20 protein-coding genes are annotated in these 24,554 nt (G+C 36.9%); 8 read left to right on the forward strand and 12 right to left on the reverse strand.

Annotation, left to right across the window (positions count from 1 at the left end; genetic code table 11):
* Positions 1 to 9 precede the first annotated feature (9 nt).
* From VB733_RS17830 to VB733_RS17845, 4 genes are all read left to right on the forward strand, one after another.
* Positions 10 to 1,674: a PfaD family polyunsaturated fatty acid/polyketide biosynthesis protein gene (locus VB733_RS17830; protein ID WP_323341405.1), complete on the forward strand. Its 1,665-nt coding sequence runs from the start codon at positions 10 to 12 to the stop codon at positions 1,672 to 1,674.
* Between the two features lie 332 nt (positions 1,675 to 2,006).
* Positions 2,007 to 3,512, forward strand: coding sequence for a thioester reductase domain-containing protein (locus tag VB733_RS17835; RefSeq protein WP_323341406.1), 1,506 nt, complete (start codon positions 2,007 to 2,009; stop codon positions 3,510 to 3,512).
* 692 nt (positions 3,513 to 4,204) lie between these two features.
* Complete coding sequence (locus VB733_RS17840) at positions 4,205 to 5,779, forward strand: DUF1565 domain-containing protein (RefSeq protein WP_323341407.1); 1,575 nt, start codon at positions 4,205 to 4,207, stop codon at positions 5,777 to 5,779.
* Positions 5,780 to 6,347: 568 nt separating this feature from the next.
* The gene (locus VB733_RS17845; RefSeq protein WP_323341408.1) at positions 6,348 to 6,956 is read left to right on the forward strand and encodes a hypothetical protein; all 609 of its coding nucleotides are present in this window, start codon (positions 6,348 to 6,350) and stop codon (positions 6,954 to 6,956) included.
* 230 nt (positions 6,957 to 7,186) lie between these two features.
* On the opposite strand, the gene VB733_RS17850 is transcribed toward VB733_RS17845, so the two are convergent.
* The 4 genes from VB733_RS17850 to VB733_RS17865 all read right to left on the reverse strand — a co-directional run bounded on the left by VB733_RS17850 (position 7,187) and on the right by VB733_RS17865 (position 10,512).
* Positions 7,187 to 8,020 carry a carbohydrate ABC transporter permease gene (locus VB733_RS17850; protein ID WP_323341409.1) on the reverse strand — a complete coding sequence of 278 codons (834 nt, stop codon included), beginning with the start codon at positions 8,018 to 8,020 and terminating at the stop codon, positions 7,187 to 7,189.
* 90 nt (positions 8,021 to 8,110) lie between these two features.
* A complete protein-coding gene (locus VB733_RS17855) occupies positions 8,111 to 8,755 on the reverse strand; it encodes a Uma2 family endonuclease (RefSeq protein WP_323341410.1) in 645 nt (214 codons plus the stop codon).
* 93 nt (positions 8,756 to 8,848) lie between these two features.
* Positions 8,849 to 9,754, reverse strand: coding sequence for a sugar ABC transporter permease (locus tag VB733_RS17860; RefSeq protein WP_323341411.1), 906 nt, complete (start codon positions 9,752 to 9,754; stop codon positions 8,849 to 8,851).
* 188 nt (positions 9,755 to 9,942) lie between these two features.
* Positions 9,943 to 10,512 (reverse strand): hypothetical protein, encoded by a 570-nt coding sequence (locus VB733_RS17865; protein ID WP_323341412.1) that lies wholly within the window; start codon positions 10,510 to 10,512, stop codon positions 9,943 to 9,945.
* Positions 10,513 to 10,734: 222 nt separating this feature from the next.
* On the opposite strand from VB733_RS17865, the gene VB733_RS17870 reads away from it, so the two are divergent.
* The 3 genes from VB733_RS17870 (at position 10,735) to VB733_RS17880 (ending at position 15,393) form a co-directional block, all read left to right on the forward strand.
* The gene (locus VB733_RS17870; RefSeq protein ID WP_323341413.1) at positions 10,735 to 11,685 is read left to right on the forward strand and encodes an ABC transporter ATP-binding protein; all 951 of its coding nucleotides are present in this window, start codon (positions 10,735 to 10,737) and stop codon (positions 11,683 to 11,685) included.
* A gap of 57 nt (positions 11,686 to 11,742) precedes the next feature.
* Complete coding sequence (locus VB733_RS17875) at positions 11,743 to 13,398, forward strand: ABC transporter permease (protein WP_323341414.1); 1,656 nt, start codon at positions 11,743 to 11,745, stop codon at positions 13,396 to 13,398.
* A 66-nt stretch (positions 13,399 to 13,464) separates the two neighbouring features.
* Positions 13,465 to 15,393: an ABC transporter permease gene (locus tag VB733_RS17880; RefSeq protein ID WP_323341415.1), complete on the forward strand. Its 1,929-nt coding sequence runs from the start codon at positions 13,465 to 13,467 to the stop codon at positions 15,391 to 15,393.
* Between the two features lie 120 nt (positions 15,394 to 15,513).
* Here VB733_RS17880 and VB733_RS17885 read toward each other — a convergent pair whose 3' ends face one another.
* The 3 genes from VB733_RS17885 to VB733_RS17895 form a co-directional block, all read right to left on the reverse strand.
* Positions 15,514 to 16,194: a tetratricopeptide repeat protein gene (locus VB733_RS17885; RefSeq protein ID WP_323341416.1), complete on the reverse strand. Its 681-nt coding sequence runs from the start codon at positions 16,192 to 16,194 to the stop codon at positions 15,514 to 15,516.
* Positions 16,195 to 16,300: 106 nt separating this feature from the next.
* Positions 16,301 to 17,272 carry a 7,8-didemethyl-8-hydroxy-5-deazariboflavin synthase subunit CofG gene (gene cofG / locus VB733_RS17890; RefSeq protein WP_323341417.1) on the reverse strand — a complete coding sequence of 324 codons (972 nt, stop codon included), beginning with the start codon at positions 17,270 to 17,272 and terminating at the stop codon, positions 16,301 to 16,303.
* Between the two features lie 90 nt (positions 17,273 to 17,362).
* On the reverse strand, positions 17,363 to 18,007 hold the full coding sequence (locus VB733_RS17895) for a helix-turn-helix transcriptional regulator (protein WP_323341418.1): 645 nt from the start codon (positions 18,005 to 18,007) through the stop codon (positions 17,363 to 17,365).
* Positions 18,008 to 18,251: 244 nt separating this feature from the next.
* On the opposite strand from VB733_RS17895, the gene VB733_RS17900 reads away from it, so the two are divergent.
* Entirely contained in the window at positions 18,252 to 19,310 is a 1,059-nt protein-coding gene (locus VB733_RS17900; RefSeq protein ID WP_323341419.1) for a hypothetical protein, read from the forward strand.
* A 56-nt stretch (positions 19,311 to 19,366) separates the two neighbouring features.
* Here VB733_RS17900 and VB733_RS17905 read toward each other — a convergent pair whose 3' ends face one another.
* The 5 genes from VB733_RS17905 to VB733_RS17925 form a co-directional block, all read right to left on the reverse strand.
* Positions 19,367 to 20,167, reverse strand: a complete 801-nt coding sequence (locus tag VB733_RS17905) for a glutathione S-transferase family protein (RefSeq protein ID WP_323341420.1) — start codon at positions 20,165 to 20,167, stop codon at positions 19,367 to 19,369.
* 247 nt (positions 20,168 to 20,414) lie between these two features.
* On the reverse strand, positions 20,415 to 21,023 hold the full coding sequence (locus VB733_RS17910) for a DUF4178 domain-containing protein (protein WP_323341421.1): 609 nt from the start codon (positions 21,021 to 21,023) through the stop codon (positions 20,415 to 20,417).
* 310 nt (positions 21,024 to 21,333) lie between these two features.
* A complete protein-coding gene (locus tag VB733_RS17915) occupies positions 21,334 to 22,959 on the reverse strand; it encodes a polyamine aminopropyltransferase (protein ID WP_323341422.1) in 1,626 nt (541 codons plus the stop codon).
* A gap of 57 nt (positions 22,960 to 23,016) precedes the next feature.
* The gene (locus tag VB733_RS17920) at positions 23,017 to 23,250 is read right to left on the reverse strand and encodes a hypothetical protein (protein ID WP_323341423.1); all 234 of its coding nucleotides are present in this window, start codon (positions 23,248 to 23,250) and stop codon (positions 23,017 to 23,019) included.
* Between the two features lie 118 nt (positions 23,251 to 23,368).
* Positions 23,369 to 24,361, reverse strand: a complete 993-nt coding sequence (locus VB733_RS17925; RefSeq protein WP_323341424.1) for a hypothetical protein — start codon at positions 24,359 to 24,361, stop codon at positions 23,369 to 23,371.
* Positions 24,362 to 24,554 lie beyond the last annotated feature (193 nt).

Genomic DNA, 24,554 nt, shown 5'->3' on the forward strand with positions numbered 1-24,554 from the left:
AATAAATCAGTGAGAACTGTTGGTACGGTGGTAAATTCACAAGAAAATGGTCTTAGTTTTCCCAACTTTTCCTTTTACCAAAACCAAATATGGAAAGGTTCGCTCGATTGCATCTCTTTTGATCGTCATAGTATCAAAGATAAATTATTAACTTTAAATAAACCTTGTTATATAGTTAGAGTTGATGGTAACATTGGTGTTACTAATGATGGTTATATTTGTCCTACAGAAAATGGGAAAAATGGGCAAGTTGAATTATTAGCAACAGTTGCACCTCTATCCACACAAAACTTAGGCGACCCAAATTTTTTAGCAGATTATGGTGTCAGATATGCCTATTCAACTGGTGCAATGGCAGGTGGAATTGCCTCAGAAGAAATGATAATTGCCCTCGGAAAAGCGAAAATTCTCGGTTCCTTTGGTGCAGGTGGTTTACCTCCAGAAAGACTCGAAGCCGCAATTAATTGTATCCAAACAGCATTACCTAACGAACCTTACGCATTTAATTTAATTCATAGTCCGAACGAACCAGCTATTGAACGTCGTGCTGTTGATTTGTATCTAAAATATGGGGTGCGAGTTGTTGAAGCATCAGCATTTTTAGATTTAACTCCTAATATTGTTTATTACCGAGTTGCTGGATTAGGATTAAATTCGAGTAATGAAATTGAAATTAAAAATAAAGTAATTGCTAAGGTTTCTCGTCGAGAAGTAGCAAGTAAATTTCTCCAACCAGCACCACAACGTTTACTCAAACAACTGATTGATCAAGGCTTAATTACCGAGTTTCAAGCATCATTAGCTGAGAAAGTACCAATGGCTGATGATATTACCGTAGAAGCAGATTCCGGTGGTCATACTGATAATAGACCATTGGTATCTTTGCTACCTTCAATGTTAGCTTTACGTGATGAAATTCAGACACAATATAACTATAAAAAACCAATTCGTGTTGGTGTTGCCGGTGGAATTGCGGAACCGCGATCGGCATTAGCTGGATTTATGATGGGTGCAGCATATATAGTTACTGGTTCAATTAATCAATCCTGTATAGAATCAGGGAGTTGCGAACATACTAAACAACTACTTGCACAGGCAGAAATGGCTGATGTCATGATGGCACCTGCGGCAGATATGTTTGAAATGGGAGTCAAATTACAAGTTTTAAAACGTGGGACAATGTTCCCGATGCGGGCGCAAAAATTGTATGAATTATATCGAGCATATGACTCCATAGAAGCGATTCCCTTAGCAGAACGTGAAAAGTTAGAAAAACAGGTTTTTCGTAAGACTATTGCTGAAGTTTGGGAAGGGACAGTAACATATTTATCACAGAGGAACCCAGAAAAATTAGCTAAAGCTGTTAATAATCCCAAATTCAAAATGGCTTTAATTTTTAGATGGTATTTAGGATTATCTTCACGATGGTCTAACTCTGGTGAAAAAGGGCGTGAAGTGGATTATCAAATTTGGTGTGGTCCAGCAATGGGTGGTTTTAATGACTGGGTACGCGGCTCATATTTAGCAGAACCCAAAAATCGCCGTGTTGTGGATGTTGCAAATCAGATTATGAATGGTTCAGCCTATTTATACCGAATTCAAAGTTTAAAAATTCAAGGCTTACAAGTTCATGGATTTTATTCTCAGTATTATCCAACAAGTTCGACTTTATAATTGGTGAAGCTAGAATTTACAATTTGGAGGTCAGAAGCATTAATAATATTTTTCTGACTTCTCAAGTCTCTCAAAGTAATCAAGTTTTGCAATGATACTTGTAGCCAATAAAGTTGTGAAGATATTCAAATATTGAATTGCGATCGCAGAAAAAATTCTAAGGTATTCATTCCTAATTACTATTTAATTAAAATTACTTAATTAGCTAGTATGCCTTAGCGGAAATAACGTCAATATTTATCTTGCTTGCAGACTTGAAGATAAATAAATTATTCCTTTGCATTTTGTACTCAAAATAATTCCTGATTAGCTTACATTTTAGAGGTAGGTAAATGATAGTTCCTAAAAAATTAGAGACAGCCGAAGATATTCAAGAGTGGATGGTGAAAAAGCTTGCTGAGTTACTAGCAGTTGAACCGGATACAATTGATGTTCAACAACCTTTAGAAAGTTATGGTTTAGATTCATCACGAGCAATGGTTTTAGTGACACAAGCCGAAAAAATGCTTGGTGTAGAAGTGTCTCCTGTATTGTTATGGCACTATCCAACTATTGAAGCTTTAGCACAACGTTTAGCTGAAGATTGTGAAGAAAATACATCCGAAGTTCAAGATACAAATGCTGCCAGTAAATCTAGTCCAACATTGAATTTACAAGCAGAAGCCGTTCTTGATCCTAGAATTTATCCAGCTTCATCTTATTTTGCTTTTACTTCTACACCCGATAATGTATTTCTAACAGGTGCAACTGGGTTTTTAGGGGCATTCATTATTTATGAATTATTAAAGCAGACAAATGCAGATGTTTACTGCTTAGTACGTGCTGCAAATCTTCATGCTGGCAAAAATAAAGTCAAAAATAATTTAGAAAAATATGGAATTTGGGAAGATAGTTTTGAATCTAGAATTATCCCCATTTTAGGTGATTTGTCGCAGCCACTTTTAGGTATTAGTCAAGAAGCTTTTGAAATGCTGGCTGCAAATATGGATGCTGTCTATCACAGTGCTGCCACATTGAATTATGTGTACCCTTATTCAGCCCTCAAAGCTGCAAATGTTTTGGGTACTCAAGAGGTTTTACGGTTGGCAAGTATGATTAAAGTAAAACCCATGCATTATGTTTCCAGCGTTGCGGTGTTTGAATCTCCTGCCTATGCAGGTAAAGTTGTCAAAGAAGATGATGATTTTAACCATTGGGAAGGAATTTTCCTCGGTTATTCACAGACTAAATGGGTAGCTGAAAAGCTAGTAAAAATAGCTGGAGAAAGAGGACTGCCAATTACTATTCATCGCCCTCCGTTAATTTCTGGACATAGCGAAACTGGGGTTGGCAATACTGATGATTTTATTAATTTGATGGTTAAAGGTTGCCTGCAAATAGGAACTTTCCCTGATGTAGATTACATGATGGATATGTCTCCTGTGGATTATGTGAGTAAATCAATTGTTCATCTATCACTACAAAAAGAATCTCTAGGTAAAGCTTTTAATTTACAACATCCACAACCTGTTCCATTAAAAGAATTGGTAAATTGGGTAAGTAAATTTGGTTTTGCAGTAGAAGTTATTCCCTATGAAGAATGGCAAAATCAGTTAGTTAATATCAGTTCTCCTGACAATCCTCTATACACATTACGACCATTTTTACTCGAACGTTGGTCAAAAGAACAAATCACAATTCCTGATTTATATTTGAAGGCAAAACGACCATTTATTAGCTGTGATGCGACACTTAAAGCACTAGCGGGTAGTAATATTGTCTGTCCACCTATTGACTCGAAGTTGTTTATGGTATATTCAGCTTTCTTAATTGAGTCTGGTTTTATTCAGATGAGTTAGGAGTACATAAAAATCGGGAAAAGAGGAAAATATTTGATTTTGATGTTTTTCCTCATCCCCTAAAAAAGTAATCATCTGTAAATTCTGAACAAATTATTGATCATATACCCGACTTCTAGTAAAAGTTGGGTATTTTTGTTTGAAGATTTACAACTGTTATATATTCTTTGTTGATTTCTCAAATATAGAAAATAAATGAAAATAAATAAAAATAATTTTAGCTATCGCCAATTTTTTTCCCTTTCATCAAAATCTTCGATCCAACTTGTTGTTTCTGTTTCTTGTGTTTGTTCTTGCTCTTTTACTCTGTTTAATTTATTTATCTTTCTACTTGGATATCTATTGAATATTTTCACGAGATATTGTGCAAGTTTTTGAGTACGACAAAAAATCATCTTAATCATTATTTTTTGGGTCTGGTATTTTCAGCAATTATTCATATTGCACAATATAATTCAAGATTATCAATTCGTAAATTGCTTCACTGGTATCAAGAAAGACATTGTTGCACATGATGTAATTCTTAAAAAATAGAAATTTTGGGAAGGCACAGTAAATTTACGCACAAAATAAAAATGTAACAAAATATAAAGTCATGAGAGTTCTGGCAATTCCGAAATATTTTCATCCACCTACTTACCTCCTTCCCCCTTTTACTCCTACTATGTCTATGTCTTGATAAATGTATAAATATGCCTCAGATTTACGTAAACCCAGTTAGCGGGGATGATGCTGCTGCTGGTACTCAACAAGCACCATTTAAAACGATCGCAAAAGCTCTACAACAAGCTAGTGCGGGTTTGACGATTCAACTTGCGGATGGTAATTACAATAGCCAAACTGGGGAAAAATTCCCTTTATTAATTCCTGGGGGAGTCAACTTAGTTGGTAACGAAAGTAACAAAGGAAGTAACGTGATTATTGAGGGTAGCGGCGAATTCCTCAGCCGCACCTTTGCCCGCCAAAATGTGACAATTCTCATGGGAAGTGGTGCGGAGTTGCGGGGTGTAACCGTAAGTAATCCAGCCACCAGGGGTACGGGAATTTGGATTGAATCAACCACTCCTTTGGTTGCTAATTGCAGATTAAATAAATGTAAGCGGGAGGGAATATTTATTACTGGTGAAGCTAACCCCCTAATTCGTGATAATATTTGTACAGAGAATGCCGCCAATGGAATTGCGATCGCAAAAAATGCTAAGGGTGATATTCGCAATAATGAATGTTTTCAAACGGGTTTTGGTATTGTCATCAGCGACACTTCATCACCAAGCTTAAATGGCAACAAAATCTATGAAAATCGTTCTGGGTTGGTTATTTCTAACGATGCGCGTCCTATCCTACGGAATAATATTAGCGAAAGAAATACTCAAGATGGGATGACTGTGATTGCGAATGCATTGCCTGATATTGGTATCATAGATAGTCCTGGTGGCAATATTTTTCGCAACAATGGGCAATTTGATGTGCAAAATGCTGGTGTGAATAAATTAATTTCGGTAGGAAACCAAGTCGAAGCAGCAAAATGCAAAGGTAATATTGAATTTATCGGGAATCAAGCGCCAACACCAACACCCGTACCAATTCCAGTTCCCCAACCTAACCCAACACCAACTCCACCGGAACCTATACCAGCACCAACACCAACCCCAGTACCTATACCCGTACCCGTACCCGTACCCGTACCAGCACCTAGCGAATTAACAGATATTAGCGGACATTGGGCAGAAGCATTTATTCAAGAATTGAATAGATTGGGCATCATCGCAGGCTTTAAGGATAGGACATTCAAACCGAATGCAACCATGACGAGGGCGCAATATGCTGCTTTACTAGTTAAAGCTTTTAACCCACAAGCAAAACGTCAAAGTATCAAATTTAAAGACGTTCCTGATAACTTCTGGGCTAATCAAGTTATCCAACAAGCGTACCAAGGACAATTCCTCTCTGGCTATCCAAATGGTAATTTCCGTCCCAACGAAAATATTCAACGGGTGCAAATTATAGTATCCCTCGTCAATGGACTGGGACTAACTGCTAATGCGGTAAAGTCATTAAAAAGTTTTGATGATCAAGGAAATATACCTGACTATGCCAAAGATGAAGTAGCAATAGCTACTGACAGTAGAATTGTTGTTAATTACCCCAATATTAAGCAAATCAACCCCACTCGCGAAGCTACACGCGCAGAAGTGACGGCAATGGTGTATCAATCTTTAGTAAATGCAGGTCGTGTAGCGGCGATAAACTCGCCTTATATTGCTTAGTGGATAATTTTGGTAAGGATTTTTGAGAAGCCGTATCCTCGCCTTTGAGCAGAAGTCGGGGATATGATATCAAGTCCTGTGAACCAGTTATTATTAATTTTTCTTGCATTGGTTTTATCGTCAAATCTTTTGATTGAGATGGAAATAAATGATACTTAATCAGATGTGCAAAGGTAAAATATATAACCATAGCTAGATGATTTTTTATCGAGTTCTTTGCGATAGGTTATGTATAAAGTAAACCTTAAAACCAAAGAAACCCGGTTTCTTAGATTTAAGTATCGAGCATCATCTGACTTTTTGATGAGAAACCGAGTTTCTCCCTGCGCGACTATCCTTAATATTTACTTTATAAATGATCTCTAAGTAAAATTTAAAGTATATTTAATCTATAAATCAAAAGATTAATTGTATATATCAATACATACAATTTTTGTTTTTCGTTACCAAAGAATGTTAAAAAAATGCGTATATTTTCTTCCTCTGTCTGAAATCAGGAGAATATCTATTGAAGCAAAAGTTACACAATGTTTAAATCACCAAGTTTTTTAACCACCAGGGTATAAGTATGACTACAAATCGAATTGTGTTTGTACAAAATAGTGTAATTAAGCAACAACCTATTGACTCCAGCCAATTACCAAGCAACCAGCGCCAAGACATACCTGCTGGTACCACCTTAGTGTTGCAATCCTACAGCATTCCTCCAGGTAGTAACAACCACTATAAAATTAGTCTTGATGATATTCAATTCAAAGGTTTGAGTAACTGGTTTGCATTTGCAAATCACGTACAAATAATTCAAGAACCAATTGTTCCGGAAACATCCGTCGAAGCAGTTATCGCCAAGCAAACCGATAAAACTACAGCCCAAATCAACGTCAACCGCAACACCTTAGGAACTCAACAAGGGTTTTTAAAACTTGTTTTCAATGTTGATACATTTATTAAACGCGCACCAGTTGATTCTCAGACTCTTAACGAACAATCTAAACAACTAATTCCCGCAGGTACAGAATTGATTCTAGCTACAAGTCTGCCGGATAATAACAATATAGTCAAATTTCCAATTCAAAGTAATCATGTAAAGTTCAATCTTTTCAATGTGGAAATCAAAGGTTTTTCGCAAGATTGGTATGCATTTATCAAGCATGTTGGGATTCAAAGGGTTGGATAGTATATTTTTTGATTTTTGATTCATTAATTGTTGTATATTCAGTTGTATTGTAGAGACTTTACATATAATGTCTCTACATATTTTTTATGATTATTTTTAGGATTGTGATGTAGTATTCTTAGCTCAATTAACTGATGATTAAACTTTCTCTAAACCGCTATTTCTCCCCATCTTCGCGTCTATTTTATCCTCATTATTTATCCTAATTATTAAGACGAATCTGATATTACTTACCCTTTTCCACCAGTAAATGTCACACTTTGAATAAAATAACGATTGAAGAATGCATAAATACCCAAGGCTGGTATAGTAAATATCATCGATGCAGCCATAATATAATTCCAAAAGCTGATATATTGACCTTTGAAAGTGTTTAAACCTAATGGTAAGGTAAACATTTCTGGGTCGAACAAAATTACTACAGGTAATAAAAAGTTATTCCAACTACCCATAAATACAAATACCGCTTGTGCTGCTAATGCTGGTTTTGCTAGCGGTAAAACTATACGTCTAAAAATACCAAATTGCGTTAATCCATCTAAAGCTGCTGCTTCCTCTAGCTCTTTAGGAAAATTGACAAAAAATTGCCGCATCATAAATATAAATGTTGCATTTACCATACTAGGAATTATCATTCCTTGGTAAGAATTTAACCAGCCAAAGGTTTTTAAAATTAGGAATGTGGGAATAAGTGTAATTTGTGCGGGTACTGCTAAAACTGTGAGAATAAGCAAAAACCAAAATCGCTTACCTGCAAAGCGTAATCTCGCCAGTGCATAACCTGCCATTGTGTTAAATAACAGGTTTAAAGCTGTGACACTAACAGCAATAATTATGCTATTAAAGAGCCAACGTAAAAACAATGGTTCTTGGAGAAATATTTGTTTGTAGTTATCAAGAGTAAAGTTTTTGGGGAAAAAATTCGATTCTCCGCTAGAAATTTCTGCGAGGGTTTTAAATGAGGCTGAAAGTGCCCAAAGAAAAGGAATAACGGTTATCACTGCGTAGAGTGTAAGCAGTGTATATAGTAGTATTTTCCAGATGGATAAATTACGAGGAGACATTTTACTATTTTAGAAATTTTATCAATATTTTGTCTCAATCAAGAAGCTTTATTATCTAGTAATTGGTGTTTACTAACTTGTATCTAATAACTATTGAATTACTTGCTCTTTTACCCAAGCTCTAAATGCTCGCATGACTTTATTTCTACCTTCAATCTTGGACTGCTCCAAATATTGTGGAATTACTTCGATAAGTGGAAGATTAGGAAATATTTGACTAAATTTAGATTCTACATATATACCATGCTGTAAAATATTAATTTGTAATTTACCTTTGACAAATCTCCATAATTCCGGTACTCCTAATGTTTGGTAAATACTTTTATGTGTACGAGATGTAACATCAATTTCTAGTGCTAAATCTGGAGGAGGAACTGTATTTAAGTCAATTCTATTTTTATCCCTCATGATAGATTCATTTTGAATGTAGAAACAATTATCAGGTTCTATCCCCTGACTCATCGATTCATTTTTAAATGTAGTGGAACCTAATGATAAAAATTCTATGTCAAGTTCTTCCAAAAGCACTTTGATAAAATCGCTAATATTTTCTTTACTCCGCTCGTGTTCAGGTAGTGGTGTCATAATTTCTAACATCCCTCTGCTATAAGCTACCCTTGCAGCACGTTTTTCTCCTAATTCTTCAAGAATTGTTTCAAATTCCTCCCAGCTAACATTTCTTAATAAAACTCGATGCCCTGGTGGTATCTCTAAACGGTTTAATTCAAGCAACATATTTCAATCCTTGGTGACTAGTTAATAATTATTGATACCACATCAATAATTTTTAGATATACTTGCCTATCTATGCAAAGTATTAAAGTAAAGTTACACTTTTTCACCGAAAAATCGACGTTGAATCAAAGTTGTGGTAATAATTATAATAGCTAGGAGAAATGCGATCGCAGCTCCATAACCCATTTGTAAGTTCCGAAATACCGCTTGGTATATCAGTAAAACTACTGTGAGAGTGGCATTATTTGGACCACCATTACCGTTAGAAAAAATGTAAGATTGGTCAAATAATTGAAATGTACCAATAATTCCCATTGCTAAGACGAAAAATGTCACCGGGCGCAACATTGGAATAGTAATATATATTAGCTGTTGCCACGGATTTGCCCCATCTAATTCGGCAGCTTCATAAAGCGATCGCGAAATATCCTGCAAAGCTGCTAAATAAATTACCATAAAAAATGGCGCAGTTGACCAGATATTCATTAGCATAATACCTTTGAGGGCAACACTAGGGTCGCCTAACCAGTTGTAAGTAGGTAATCCCAAAAAGGCAAGGAAATTATTTAATAATCCGTTACTGTTATATATCCACATGAAAATCAGCGTTAACACTGCTGAAGATGTAACAGTTGGTAAAAAATAAAGAATTCGCCACCAATTTTTCCCACGAATACCAGAGTTTAGCGTCACTGCTAAAATTAATGCCAAAATTGTTTGTGATGGTACCACAATCACCACATATTCAATTGTATTTCGCAACGCAATCCAAACGCGATCGTCTTCTAGCAAATGGCTAAAATTGCGAAACCCAACAAACTCGTATTCAATGCCGCCCAGTAAGCGAACTTTATGTAGTGACAAAAATACGGCGTAAAGAATGGGTAATACAACAAATATTCCCAGCACCAAAATAGTTGGTAGCATAAAACCGTAGGCAGTCAAATTTTCGCCCAGATGCAACTTGGCATTTCTTCGCCATCTTCTTGCTTCAACCACAGTTAACCTCCACACCCACCACGCACTCGATTAGCTATGAGGAAGGTAAGGTGCATGATTATCTATCCTACTCCTTTTGATAGAGGGATTGCAGGTAAATTATAGAAAGAGAAGTCAGAATAACCCGGATGAAATTTTCAAGCTGGATTCTGACTTCTGAATTTTCAATTCTATTTTGATAATAGGGATTATGGATTTCGATATGCTTGAATGAAAGTTTTCACAGAATTTCCGCAGAGACTCATCATTGCATCACGACGAATATGTTTATTTCTAACTTCAGTAATTAATTGAATTTCTAAAGTTTGATTTAACTCCAACATTTTTTGGCTGGGAACTGACTGTAAAGCTTTTTGAAGATTTTGCTGTCCATAATTAATCTCCGGACTAATTTCTAGCTGATGTACTAATTCTGTCACACTAACTCCAGCAGCAGCAGCTAATACCAGGGGCTGTGCCGATGCGCGAATAGTATCTATTTCATAGATTGTAAACAATGTTGATGCTAGCTTGACTTGCGAATAAAGGGACATGGCAACTTCTGATGATATTCCTGCTGTTGCGGCAAGTTTGCTATTAACACCCTTTCGCAACGAACAGAACTTAGATTCACTAATGGCATGTTTTGCCATCTTTTTTTTATCACCTCTCCAAGAAGAATCATTCAAAAAGCGCTGTCCCCACTCTCTACCATCTTCAATTGCTAAAGTCACCGTTTGTCTAATTACCTGCAACCTGATACCCGAATCGAAATTCATACAATTTAAAGTTGATATATCAAAAAAAATGAGCTTATGAGCTTATAATTCCCATTAAAGTGAATAAAATTAACGCCGCTTTAATTATTTATTTTTCTTGACTTTTATAGAAGTATCTAATATCAAGTTTGTGTAAAGTATGTTTCATTTTCCGAAACTGGGCTGACAAGTTTTGTAGGGAAAGGCTAAGTTAGTTTTGATGAATGGCGCTTCCTTGCAGCTATGGTAAAAGAATTAGCAATTCGCACTACAGGACTCATTAAGCAGTTTGACAGACATGTAGCTGTCAACGACATTGATTTGGAAATCGAAGCCGGTGAAGTTTATGGATTGATAGGTCCGAATGGTGCTGGTAAAACAACGTTAATTCGGATGTTAGCAGCAGCAGAAGAACCAACTGTTGGTGAAATCTTTATCAATGGCGATCGCCTTTTGCGCGATAAGAGTAATCCTACTCTCAAACGCCGTCTAGGATATCTACCCGACGACTATCCTTTATATGATGAACTCACGGTTTGGGATTATCTCGATTACTTTGCGCGACTATATAAGTTACGCGAACCTCGACGTACCCAAAGGCTACACGAAGTTTTAGAACTGATTCAGCTAGGGAACAAGCGTAATAGTTTGATTTCTACCCTTTCACGAGGGATGAAACAACGTTTAAGTTTGGCAAGGACTATTATTCATGAACCGATAGTATTGTTGTTAGATGAACCTGTTTCTGGTCTTGATCCGATTGCTCGGATGCAGTTCCGCGAAATAATTAAGGTACTCCAAGAAGCGGGAATGACGATTATAATTTCTTCCCATGTACTCAGCGATTTGGCAGAACTTTGTACATCTGTAGGAATTATGGAGCTTGGTTGTTTAGTGGAAAGCACTTCACTACAGCAACTTTACCAGCGTCTTTCGCGTCAGCAAATAGAGATTTCAACTCTAGGAAAAATTGATGAGCTATTAGGCGAATTGAAAAATAATTCGTTGGTTGATGAGTGGGAAATTCTGCCCACAAAAGATAAGATTCGGGTGAATTTTTCGGGAACACAGGAAGATTGTGCGGACTTATTACGAAGTTTGGTAAGTGCTGGAGTCCCATTGACTAATTTCCATTGTACTCAGGAAGATTTGGAAGCAATTTTCTTGAAATTAGGTCACAAACAAGCATCTTAATTTCATGCTGAATATCCAATCGCTGTTAAAAATTAGATGTTTTGGAGACTTAAATTAATGATGGGGAGTGTTTTTGAAAAAATAGGCGATCGCAATCCGCAATTTGTTCGAGAGGTCAAAGGTCGCCTCAAAACTTTCTCGATTGCGTTAACGTTTTTTCTGTCGTTATTGATGCAATTTTTGGTATATATCAGTAATCAAAGGTTTGATGATTCATTACAGCAGAATGTGAGTAATTGGGGAGGGATTTTCGCCTCTATCAATCTATTTTTGATTTTTTCTCTATTAGTTTGTGGTACTTATCAAATAATTAGTGACATATCTAGAGAAGAACATCGGGGAACATTAAATTTTATTCGTCTGAGTCCACAGTCAGAAGTGAGCATATTGACTGGGAAAATTTTGGGAGTACCAATTTTACTGTACTTATTTATTGCGATCGCTATTCCTTTTCATTTTGTTTCTGGAATTATTGCGGGGATTTCATTCTTTAATATTTTGGGTTTTTATATTATCTTAGCTAGCTGTGCTTGTTTTGTTTTCAGTGCTGCGACTTTATTGAGTTTAATGACACAAAATATATCATCAAATTCACAAGGATTTGTTGCTTGGTTAGCTAGTGCGATCGTTCTGGGAGTTTTAATATTTTCTTACTCTATTTCTGAATCCAATATCTCTCTAAATCATGCATTCGCTTGGTTATTGATTTTAAGCCCATTTGGCATAGATAACTATCTCATGGGTGATTTGGCTAATAATATAGCGACGATAGAGTTGAAACAATTACAGTTTTTCCAGATTCCAGTTGGTATAAATCCTCTAGTTTTAATTAGCATTTATTTAGTAAATTATGCTTTTTGGACTTGTAGTATATGGCACAGCATAAAACGCATATTTCGCAATCAAAATACAACAGGATTTAGTAAAAATTATAGTTATTTTTTTGTTGCAACATTACAGGTTTTATTGTGGGGATTCACTCTCCAAAATCAAAATTTTGAATCTAACTTTGATTACTCTAAAATCAGTCACCAAATACAACAAAATATACCCTTCTTTTTCTTGCTAAACTTAATGTTGGTGTATTGGTTGATGCGGCTTCTATCACCCCAACGTCAAGATATTTTAGATTGGTCACGATACCGCCATTTAAATCGACAGTATTATCAGGGTGAAAAACATTCTCTACTGAAAGATTTATTACTAGGAGAAAAAAGTCCTTCGCAAGTTGCGATCGCAATTAATTTACTATTGATAATAGCTCCATTTATTATTTACATAATTAACTCCCTATTTTTTGAGATTGATAAAATTGACAATCTTAATTTGAACATTCATCATATTAACCCATCCAAGTCATTACTCGCGATCGGTTGTTTTTTCGTTCTCACAATCATCTATGCGACAATTTATCAGCGATTAGCAATACTCCCAATTTCGCAACCCTTTTCCTTGGCAATGAGAAGTATTCTATTGTTAAATTTTATTCCCAGTTGTATTTTAATGATGATGAAAATTGACCCTAGTCAAAATCCAATTCCTTGGCTATTTTCTACTTTTCCCTGGTTTGGATTCAGCGCTAGTATTCCCATAATTTTTATTGCATTTTTGAGTGAAATTATGATTTTAGTTATTTGTAATCTGGAATTTATGAACTGGATTAGAAGAGTTGGTAGTTCCTCGACTAAGAAACTATCCACAGCATCAGGGTAATTGGCAAGTGATTAAAAATAAAAACGTTGATTTTGAATTAATTATATTCTTTGGAGATTTAAATCAATGATGGGGAGTATTTTTGATAAGATAGGCGACTGGAACCCGCAATTTATCCGGGAAATCAAAGGTCGTCTCAAACTATTTCCAGTTTTGGTGACTGCGGGTATATCTTTACTCGGTCAAATTGTTATATTCTTGATTCAATTAGGACAATATCCAGAAAGTAAATACCCAATCACTGCTCAATATTGTTTACTGGGTAAGGATTATCAGAAGCAGTTAAATGACTTATATAAAGTAGGAGATAAAATCCAAAAGCAAGTTTACTATTTCAGTAGTAAAGCGAATTTTGATTTAGAAAAGCTAAATGCAGCAAAAGAACAATTGAAATTAACTCAAGCAGAACAGAAGCGAGTTAATGATGTTATGTATGGTGGCAAATTTTTCTGCCCTATAGACAAAATTGATTACCAAGATTGGTGGCGTGACCATTGGGAATATATTTTTCTTTCTCTTAGCGTTATTTTTGTGTTTGCTTTGTTGGTTGGTGGCACTTATTTATTAATTAACAACCTTGCACAAGAAGAACGTCGCAGTACATTGAACTTTATTCGCCTCAGTCCTCAATCGGAAACGAGTATTTTGACTGGAAAAATTCTCGGTGTACCAATTTTAGTTTATCTATTTACAACTTTAGCAATTCCTTTACATGTTGTGTCTGGGAAAGCTGCGGGAATTGCATTTAGCCATATTTTCAGCTTCTACGTTATTCTCATTGGTAGTTGTATTTTCTTCTTTAGTGCAGCGCTACTATTTACTTTAAGCACAAAATTTCTAGGCGGATTTCAACCTTGGTTGGGTAGTGGTGCAGTTTTAGTTTTCTTGATGTTTACATTGACACTATCATCGTCAAGATTCTATCCAAACCATGGAGCAATATGGTTCACGATGTTCAGCCCCATATTCGCAGTTGAACATTTATTTCCCAACTTATTTGGTCGTTCATATTACAATTCCTCTTACAACTCCTCTTTACCATTCTTTGCTAATTTACAATTTTTTCACATTCCCGTCGGCTCTAGTTTAATTGGTTTAGTTGCGACTCATCTGGCGAACTTTGGCTTGTGGACTTATGGGATTTGGCAAGGACTCGAACGTCGTTTTCGCAATCCCAATACAGCAATAATTAGTAAATTTCAAAGTTATTGGTTAGTTGCGGGCTTACAAGTTTTACTCTGGGGATTTACGCTGCAAAAAAGCGATAACTATTACCCACCGTCGTATCTTGGTAAACATTCATATTACGAACTCAATTACCAAATCACTACTAATTTGCCGATTTTGCTCGCCTTTAACTTAGCCTTACTATTTGGGTTAATGTTAATTTTGTCACCACAACGTCAAGTAATTCAAGATTGGGCAAGATATCGTCATCATGGTGGTTCGGGTCGCCAAGGTTGGCAACATAGTCTATTTGGAGATTTATTATTAGGTGAAAAAAGTCCTTCCTTAGTGGCGATCGCCTTCAATTTAATTATCATGCTTGTCCCCGTTGCTACTTGGGTACTCCTGGCAATCAATTTGAATAGTCGTCAAAATAATATTTTAGATTGGCTCATTAATGATGCTGGCAGATTTAAAGTGTTTGTGGGCTTGGCAATGTTTTTTACCATAATGATGATTAATGCTACTATCACCCAGCGAATGCTGATCTTGAAAACCTCTAAGCGTTATTTTTGGGCAGTTGGTACTGTTGGTGCTGTGATGTTTTTGCCGCCAATAATATTGACAATGATCAACTTAACTCCACAAAAAAATGCTCTTCCTTGGTTAATGTCAATATTCCCCTGGGCTGGTTTACAAAATGCTAGTACAGCGATTGTTTTAACCGTATTTGTGTTTGAAGTCGCTATCTTAACTGGGTTAATTTTCTTACTGACTAAGAAAATCCAAAATGAAGGAGCCAGTGAGACGAAAGCGATGGGTAATTAAATACAATTACTCTCCAAAAGTCCCTAAATAAAAATTTACAGGAATCTAGGTATAAAATTCTAGATTCCTGTATTTTATGTAGAAATGAATTCAGTTAACTCAGATTAATGCAGATGCAAATTACTCAATCAATAATAATTCTTGCATCATAGTTTGAAAGCGAATATCATGGCGAATATCATCAAAATCAGCTTCAGTTTTGATCATTTGATAATATTGATTGGGACTACGCTGAATGGCTTGGCGTAAACATATTACCACCTGCTGAATATCTCCTTGCAGTGCATAGCAACAAGCTTTATTATACCAAGCAGAATCATCATCAGGTTTTAACTTCAATGCCTGCTCAAAAGAGGCGATCGCATTTTCATAATTGCCTAATTCATAGGATACCCAGCCATGACTATACCAAGCAGACTCATCATTGGGATTGAATTTTAAGACAATATTATAGCAAGCTAAAGCGTCTTCGTAACGTTGCAAATGTTCTAAAACATTACCGCGATTGTACCAGGCAAAATCATCCAAATAGTTAATTCTTAAAGCATTATCAAAACACATTAGTGCTTCTTCATACTGCTCCAGTTTGTCACACAAAACTGCACCGAGACTTAGCCAAGCATTTTGATAATTTGGCTTGATTTTCAATGCCTGTTGATATGCATTTATGGCTGCATCATAATACCCCAAATCGGTAAAATTATCTGCGCGATCGCACCAAACTAGATGTTCATTTACCTCGCTTGATAAAACTTGAAATTCACAAGCCAGTAAATCTTGTTCTTCGCCAGCATTAAGCATAAATTTCCACCCCAAGAGTTAATCCGCCTTAAAACTTGGTCAATATTGTTAACTTCAAATTTCCCCGATAGTTTCCGGAGCTTTTGACTTTGTCTTCTTTGAATATTTAAAGTTGATGGATATTATGTCGCCATTGCTGCACTTGAAACTGTATTTCTTTTGACAAGTATTTATCAAACTGTGGATAAATTGGCAACCTTGGTACTAGTTCCCAACCCTGAGTTGCTAAATCTTTTTTTAAGATTTCTGCCTGGGGATGGGAATAATCGGGATTTACTTCATCTTTAGGTGAAATCCCGCCTAAATCAGTTGCTCCAGCTTCTAAGCAGGCTATTAACCACTCTTGATTAGTAACTAAGTTAGGTGGTATTTGAATGACAATTTCTGTAGGTAAAATTTCCCGTGCTTTGGCGATGACTTTGGGCAATTCTAGTGGGTTAAATACTGATGAATGATAACTTTCCTGGCTGCCTGGACTGTAGGGTTGTAAGATAACTTCTTGAATATGATGGTAGCGTTTGTGTATCCGAGAAATCGCTTCTAAAGTATCTTCGCGATCGCTTTCTGTTTCGCCAATGCCGAGTAAAATACCTGTTGTAAAAGGTACTTGTAACTCACCTGCCCATTGTAATTGTTGTAACCTAGTTTCTGGTAACTTACTTGGTGCGTATTTGTGTACATTCTCTGACAATTTTGGGGTTATTTGTTCCAGCATTAAACCCATGGAGACATTAACTTGTTTCAGGGTTCGCATTTCCTCAAAACTCAGAATACCCGCATTCGTATGCGGCAAAAAGCCCATTTTTAGGGCTAATTCGCACAAATTATAAATAAGTTGAAACCACTCTTGACGGCGCGAGGAATGAGGGTGTACTTCTCCACTAAGTATGAGAATTTCACAGACTTGATGTTGATTTTTTTGATGCTGATTTTGTAAGTTTTGCAGTATATTTTCTGCCGCAGATAAGCTTATCCAAGGACTTTTTCCGGGTTCCGCACGAAAATTACAATAAGTACAGCGATTAAAACATTCGTAAGTCGGGACAATAGTGTAAGCAGGACTGTAGGTAATATACATAGATAATTGGCAATTTATAATACTCTGCTTTGCGTCTACCGCCTGATTTTGTTTACTGGGAAGAATCTCTCCCCAGTAAGTGGGCTAGCTCTATGCCCATTGCCCCAATTCTATATCTTGCTGTTTAGCGTAGATATTTTTCAAATGCTTTTTGACAGTGTTAATTGTAATATAAAGTTGTTCGGCAATTTCTCTATAAGAAAAATTTGCACGACGTAGCAACCATACTTCAGTTTCGCGCTCGGTTAAACCAAATTTCTTTGCATCTCTAATAGCCATATTTTGGCTAGACTCATTACAATCTTCAAGAGTCACAATTATATAGTTATTCTCGTTGTCATCAATTTGCAGCCATCGCGCCCGAATTCTCACTTTAATTGATTTGTTATCTACCTCAAGTTCCATAAAAATTTTTTCATGGGGGAAAAGTTCGCGGCTTTCAATCAAAGACTCGCAAACCTGCCAAATTTCTCTGGGGATAGCGTTTTCTTTGTTTTCGGGTGATAATTGCCAGCACATTTCGCGAGCGCATTCATTGGTATGAAGTAATTCACCTTCAGATGTGAGGATTAAAATACCATCAACGAAGCTTTCAATTACTGCCTGCAATAATTCAATTTGCGGAAATGGTAGCAATTTTTTACCATCAATATAGTTATGATCAGATTGCTTCTCAAAAATACTACTTTTGGTAGATTCTATTTTATTTTGATTATTATACGGGAATGGGAACATAATTTATCTCCTTTCAGACTGAACGTTTAGGACTAAATATTTCGGACTAAATATTTCGATAATGAGAAAAATAATTAATCAGAACTCAGATAGCTGCATTGTCTGTGCAGTTAATATGTAGCTGCAATGAGTAGCTGGTAACTTTTCCAACTATCTAGAAGCAGATTTAGGTGTAATGAATTTTGCGGAATTGGTCTGAAGTAGGGTGAAGTTTTGAGTAGTCGAGGAAAACAAGTCTGCGATTATGCATCTACCCAAGCATCTCACCAGTATCGAGCAATTCTTCCCTCCAGAAGAACAGCGCAAATATGTTTTGCAATTACAAGGAAAGGTTGGTTTAACACGTCGTCGGGCTGAATATTTTGTCAAACTATGGGCTTACTTGCTGCTCAAACAACAATACGAACTAGGTAAGCAGCCGAAATTACCCTTGACTCAACTCGATTTACCAGAAGGTTTTGTGGCTTGTACCCATCGAGAAGCCCAAGAACTCTTTTACAGTGAATCAGAACGAGGAAGCGATCGCGCCGCAGGTATGATGATTGATAAGCTGGTTGGTTTGGGTTTAATCGAAAAAAATTTTGATGGCAATAATATTTGTATTAAAGTACGTTGGCGACAACCACTTGTGCATCTGTCAAACCCGGAAATCACAGGCAAAAACTCCGAAACACTTCAACTAATTCCCGACGCATTTAATCCGAGAATCGACACCATACCCGTTGCTAGTTTCCTGGCTCATTATTACAACTGGATTAATAAGAAAAATACTATTGTTCCCCACCGCATTGCCCGCATTTTACGTACCTGGGCGAATCAATACCCGGCGGGAATGCGCGTACTCCGACATCCCGATACCCAAAATGCCGTCGCCTTCTATATTCTTTACCCTGTAGCTGCCGAATCAGAAGAGAATTTCTTTTTGCCTCCAGGAAAAAGTTTATATTTGAATACAGATGTAGAAATTGACCCAATTAAAATGGCGCAACCTGGGGATAGCTCATGCACCTCCCTACATGTGCGCGGTTGGCAAATCGATTTTCCCTACAAAAACCAAAACAGCATTCAACAATTATTAACAGATGCCAAGAAAACTTTAGATGTAGTGCAAAAGGACTTTCCCAACCTTTGCGACATTTATACTTTACCCATGCATCCAGCAGATCAACAGCTAGCATCCGCACTCGGCTTTCAAAATACTACCCCAGATCAAATGCGATCGCTTTGCTGGATGTATATTGCCCTCGACAAGTTTGTTTCAGTGGATATTGAGCGAGCGATGTCAAGCCTGAAATTTGAGTGAGGCATTCCCCGACTTGTGGAAAAATCGGGGATATGAAGATTAATAATTAGGGTGAACTAATCTATTTGTATGGATGTGGGACTACTGCCACCACTTGAACCGGGTGCGGTAAAAGCTAGGGATTTGCGGTATTGTGCATATAGGCGATCGCGCCAAGCAAAAAAGATGTCGTAATCGGGATTATTGACTAATTCGGGTACTCCTTTGCCTCTAATACCAATCGGTAAATCCAAATAATCTCCTTCGGGAAATTTCAATAATATAGATAAACCGGCGACAGCAAAGTCAGCTAAAGTAGGTTCGTCCCCAGTTAAATAGGGACTATCCTGCAATAACAGACATAATGCTTCCAAATCCTGCTTTAAATCAGCGATCGCACTTTTAATCGCTTCCTGGCTATACCCAACTCCCACTCCCAAAACTTTGAATACATCGCTGGGGACTCCTTCTACTAAAGTTCGGAAAATATCGGGTGTTGTTGTCGGTAACAAAGATTTGCGAAAATATTGGTCTTGGCTAATTGCACCAAAAAGAGCCTTACGTCCCTTGATGCCAATCGATTCATCAGCCCATTCCTCCATCATTAAGCATAAACCACGACGTTTGCTATCAGTAGGAATTAATGGGCGATCGGGATATTCTGCATCTAAATACTTAGCTATCTGCGTAGAATCAACAATATATTTACTACCATCTTTGAGTACGGGTACTTGCTTCTGCCCAGTGAGACGGAACAATTCAACCTGCCCAATTCCTGGGGTTACTTCTATTTTGCGATAGTCTAACCCTTTGTAATCGAGAAGCAAACGTACTTTCTCTGAGTATTGTGATAGTTCAAATTGGTACAACTCTAGCATTTGGTATTCCCTGTCATTGGTTTACTTGTAGATTTTACAACTTTATCTACATTCGACTCGATTTCACTTTATAATTATACGTTTGACTAATTTTTGCACAATCTGACTTTAGACTAATAACTAAAAATTAGAGACATAACACTGTTACGCCTCTCAAGGATGGACAAAAAATATTAGTTTTTATAATTGAGTCAAGATTGTTATATATTTGGTTTTAATTTTTGGTTTCCAAATTGGTTTCTAAAAATCATCCCAAATCTCGATATACAGTTTTACCATCACCTGGTAATATTGTTAGCGATCGCGGACTAATTTTTTCACCAATAGTAACTTCAATATCTCCATCCCAAATTTCAATTGATAATACTTTTTTATCGCTCCCTTGATAATCAAAATATTCGCATTTTTCGGCAGTCCGACGCATTGTTAAGCCTGTGCGCGTCATTCTTGCAGTCCCAGAATCCTCTAATTTATATATATCGCCAGCAAAGTTTAATTCTTGGGGAGGAATGGAAACATCCAGTTGGTTTGTAGGCTCAAGTAAGGAGACTTCAACAATATCATCTTCTTCTACCGATAACCAGGCAATTTTTTCATCATCTTGGAGAAGATATTCAAACCAAGAATATGCACCAACTTTATATATTAATTTACCTTCAACGACCCAATCAATCCCCAGATGTTGAATAATGTCACCTATTTCGAGGTTAAATATGGTGCATTCTGAAGGATGACGTTGTTTTGCTGCTAATTGTTTGTGATTTTTACCTTGTAAACTTGGCTGTTGCTGGATGACAAAATATATCACTGCACCAATAGCAATAGTTGCGATAATTCCGAATAGTAATAAATTCATTTTTTATATCTCCTGATGCAAATGAAAAATAGGGATGAAATGTAAACAAGTATAAATACTCAAAGGCTATGTATAAAGTCAACCTTAAGACCAAAAAACCGGTTTCTTGGATTTAAGTACCGAGCATCATCTAACTTTTTGATGAGAAACTAGTACAGTACGGCGGAAATGAAGCAACCATTCTAAAATGACAAAAAGCTTCTGAAATAAGCTTTATTCCTTCTGCCTTCTTACTTCTGCTTTCACGTACTAGGTTTCTCCCTGCAAGACTATCCTGAATATTTACTTTATAAATGGTCTCTAATTTAATTTAATAAGTTGAAGATTTAACTTGCATTTGATAGCGAACAATTACGGGGTGTGTCAGGCGATTTACGTCTGTGTTGCCAATTTCGATATCTTTGGGTAAATCAAATATATGTTGTAATAATGAATTTGTCAGATATTTTGTTGGCACTTCTAATTTGAGTTTTTTTATGTCTATATCTTGATGCGAGGCGAGGACAAATCCCCAAGGTCCAAAGGAAGGAACATCGACGACATAAGGATGTACTTTAAAACCTGCATGTGCAACTGTTGTCGCAATACAACTAATTACTTTTGGTGCAAAAAATGAACTCGATGCTTGGGTTACAAATACACCATTTTCTGATAGTCTGCTAGCTAAACGTCGATAAAATCCTTCAGAATATAACTTTGCTAGCCGTTCTTGGTCGGGGTCGGGAAAATCTGCAATAATGACATCGAATGTATCTTCTAATTCTGGAGCGCTCACGAATGCATCGGCGTTAATTACCTGGACACGAGGGTCTTTCAAAGCATTATTATTAACCTGTACTAACTGGGGGTAACGGGATGCAAGTTTTACCATCTCCGGGTCTAGCTCTATCAGTGTAACTTGCTCAACTCCTTGCCACTTCAAGACTTCGCGAATTGCCATGCCATCTCCTGCACCCAAAATAAGTACTTTTTGACGCTGTGGTACTGCACTCATGGCTGGATGTACCAAGGCTTCATGATAGCGATATTCATCGAGGGTGGAAAATTGCAAATCACCATCAAGAAATAAGCGTACATCTTTACCTTGACGGGTAAGGACAATTCGTTGGTAAGTTGATTGCACCCGCTTAATGATTGGTGCGTTATATAAATTATTTTCTAACTTGTTACCCAAGGGTATGGAGATAGGTGCAGATACTAACAACACCACACCCAAAATTAATCCCGTATATCCCCAACGTCGCATGTGTGGGAAACTACGAGCGATCGCAAATACCATAAATGCTGGTAAGGAACCCAGCACAAATGCTGTGGGAAACATGCCTAACCAAGGTAGTAGCAACAATGGGAAAGCTAGGGAACCAAACAAACCCCCCAAATAATCTAATGCTAAAACCCCTGCAATTGCTTCGCGCATTCCTTCAGCCAGTTCCAACATTCGCGCCAATAAAGGAACTTCTAAACCTGCTAAAGTCCCTAAAATGATCGTGACGACAAATAAACCTTGCCAGATTAAGCTACTATCAGTCACGAATAATGCGAACAGAATTAAGGGTAAAATTGCAGTTAGAGGTGCGATCGCGAGTTCAACACTAATCAAGGTTGATAATAAATCTTTTTGTAATTTTCTTCCTTTGGTGTCAACTGCAACAAATCTACTTAAGTATGAGCCAATACCCATTGCGGCTAAGAAGCCACCTACCGCAATCCCATAGGCAAGTGCTTGATTTCCCATTAAATAGCTAGCGAGATTGCCTAAAAGTAATTCTACTGCTAGCCCACTACCGGAAGAAACTGCCGCAGCTATAAGTAATAAGTTTCTTTGTTTTTTTGTAAAATTAATACTTTCATTTACAGTATTTCTCTGATTATTTTGGCTGCCATCTTGGCTATTAAAGATTGAATCATCATGGCTACTACTAACCCCCTGTTCCATAGTCAAATCCCAAATATATTTAAAGATAAACCTAAATAAAACTAGACAAACCTGACATCATTTCCCACTTCCAGGACCACCGCCTTGAAAACCTTCATAAGCAGAACGAGAAGAATAAAAAATCCAAACACCGTTAGAATTAGTTCTTCCTGAGTAGTTTGTTCCCGAACGAGAAGAATATTTACTGGTGTTAGAATCGCGTAATACAAGTGATGAACTAGAACTGGCAGCAGCAGTAATATTCGCAATCACAAAAATTACAGTTCCAACAGCAAGAATTTTAACAAGCATCTGTGTTTTTAACCTAAAATTCTAAAATTTAAAGTCAAGAAATCTAAAATCAATCAATCTAAAATAAATAGACGCACAAAACAGTTTTTTGGAAATTAATTACACAATCCCAAACAAATTAAGTAGTTGCCCCAATTTCCACAACATCTACAGGGAAAAGCGTGCGAGCGCCCTCCTTAACGATTAGCTTTGTTTGATCAATTGGCTCATCAGGATGTACTTCTACATGAAAACCATAGGAAGCCGCTTGTGGGAATACAAAGTATTTATTTAAGTTTGCAGTCGCATTCTTGAACTTGCCATCATCTTTGGTGACGCTGACATTTACCATTGCAGAGTCAGCAAAAATCTGTTCTCCGTAAGCATTATTAACAAATAGACAAACTTCTAGCTGAGGAGGTGTGGTTTCGTCAGCTTCAATTTCCACCTTAACTTGGACAAGTTTATTTTCTCCACCAACAGTTGCCCTTCCTGTGGGATCACTATCCATAATCTTTTCATTGATTACTTTTTTGCCACTTTTCTTAGCCACCGTCATTGTGATGATTGCCAGAAAAAATGATCCGATCGCACCAAACCATAAATTACCAGCATCCATTACCCCACTTTTGACAGTAACTCGAAAAGGCACAGGTTTATCAATTTCTTGTCCTTGGATAGTCCCATATTCCAGTAATGCGATCGCAACTGTCAATTTTTCGTCTTTCTTGGCTTTGACATCCATACCACCAAGGGTATCAGACTCATCCCAAGTTCCCGATTCCCCATCCTCATACCAGGTTCCCGTCTCTCTCCAGCCTTCCTTAATCCCGGCAGCGACAATTTTGCCGCTTTCGTCGAGAAGTTGGATTTCAAAGGTTGCCCACTCATTCACACCAATCTGGGCTTCTGCGTCTACACTCATCGCACCGAGGGAATTTGCACTTAACTGCACTGGTGCTAATTTGACAACTTCATCGTCGCTAGCAGTTATCGTTTTATACAGCAAAGTGCGTTGAAAAAATGGTGAGACAATTATTGTTAAAAAGCTTAACAAAAAAGCTCCTAAAGCAACATGTGCCCACCAATCGATAAATTTGCCAGTTTTTTGGCTTTTGATAGTTTCTCCCATACTTCGCCCTCAAAGTCTTAGCTAGTAAAGCTTATTTCCGTAATTACTAAGCATTTAGACCATCATAACTACTGAAATTACAAACAGCCTAGAGAATTTATACAAATATGTAAAATCTACCGAAATTTACGGAGTCATTTCGGAAAAATTCAATATTTTCAGTATAAACTCTGATTAAACTAATATATTTTTA

The organism is Calothrix sp. UHCC 0171, from assembly GCF_034931845.1.
Classification (GTDB): Bacteria; Cyanobacteriota; Cyanobacteriia; order Cyanobacteriales; family Nostocaceae; genus Brunnivagina.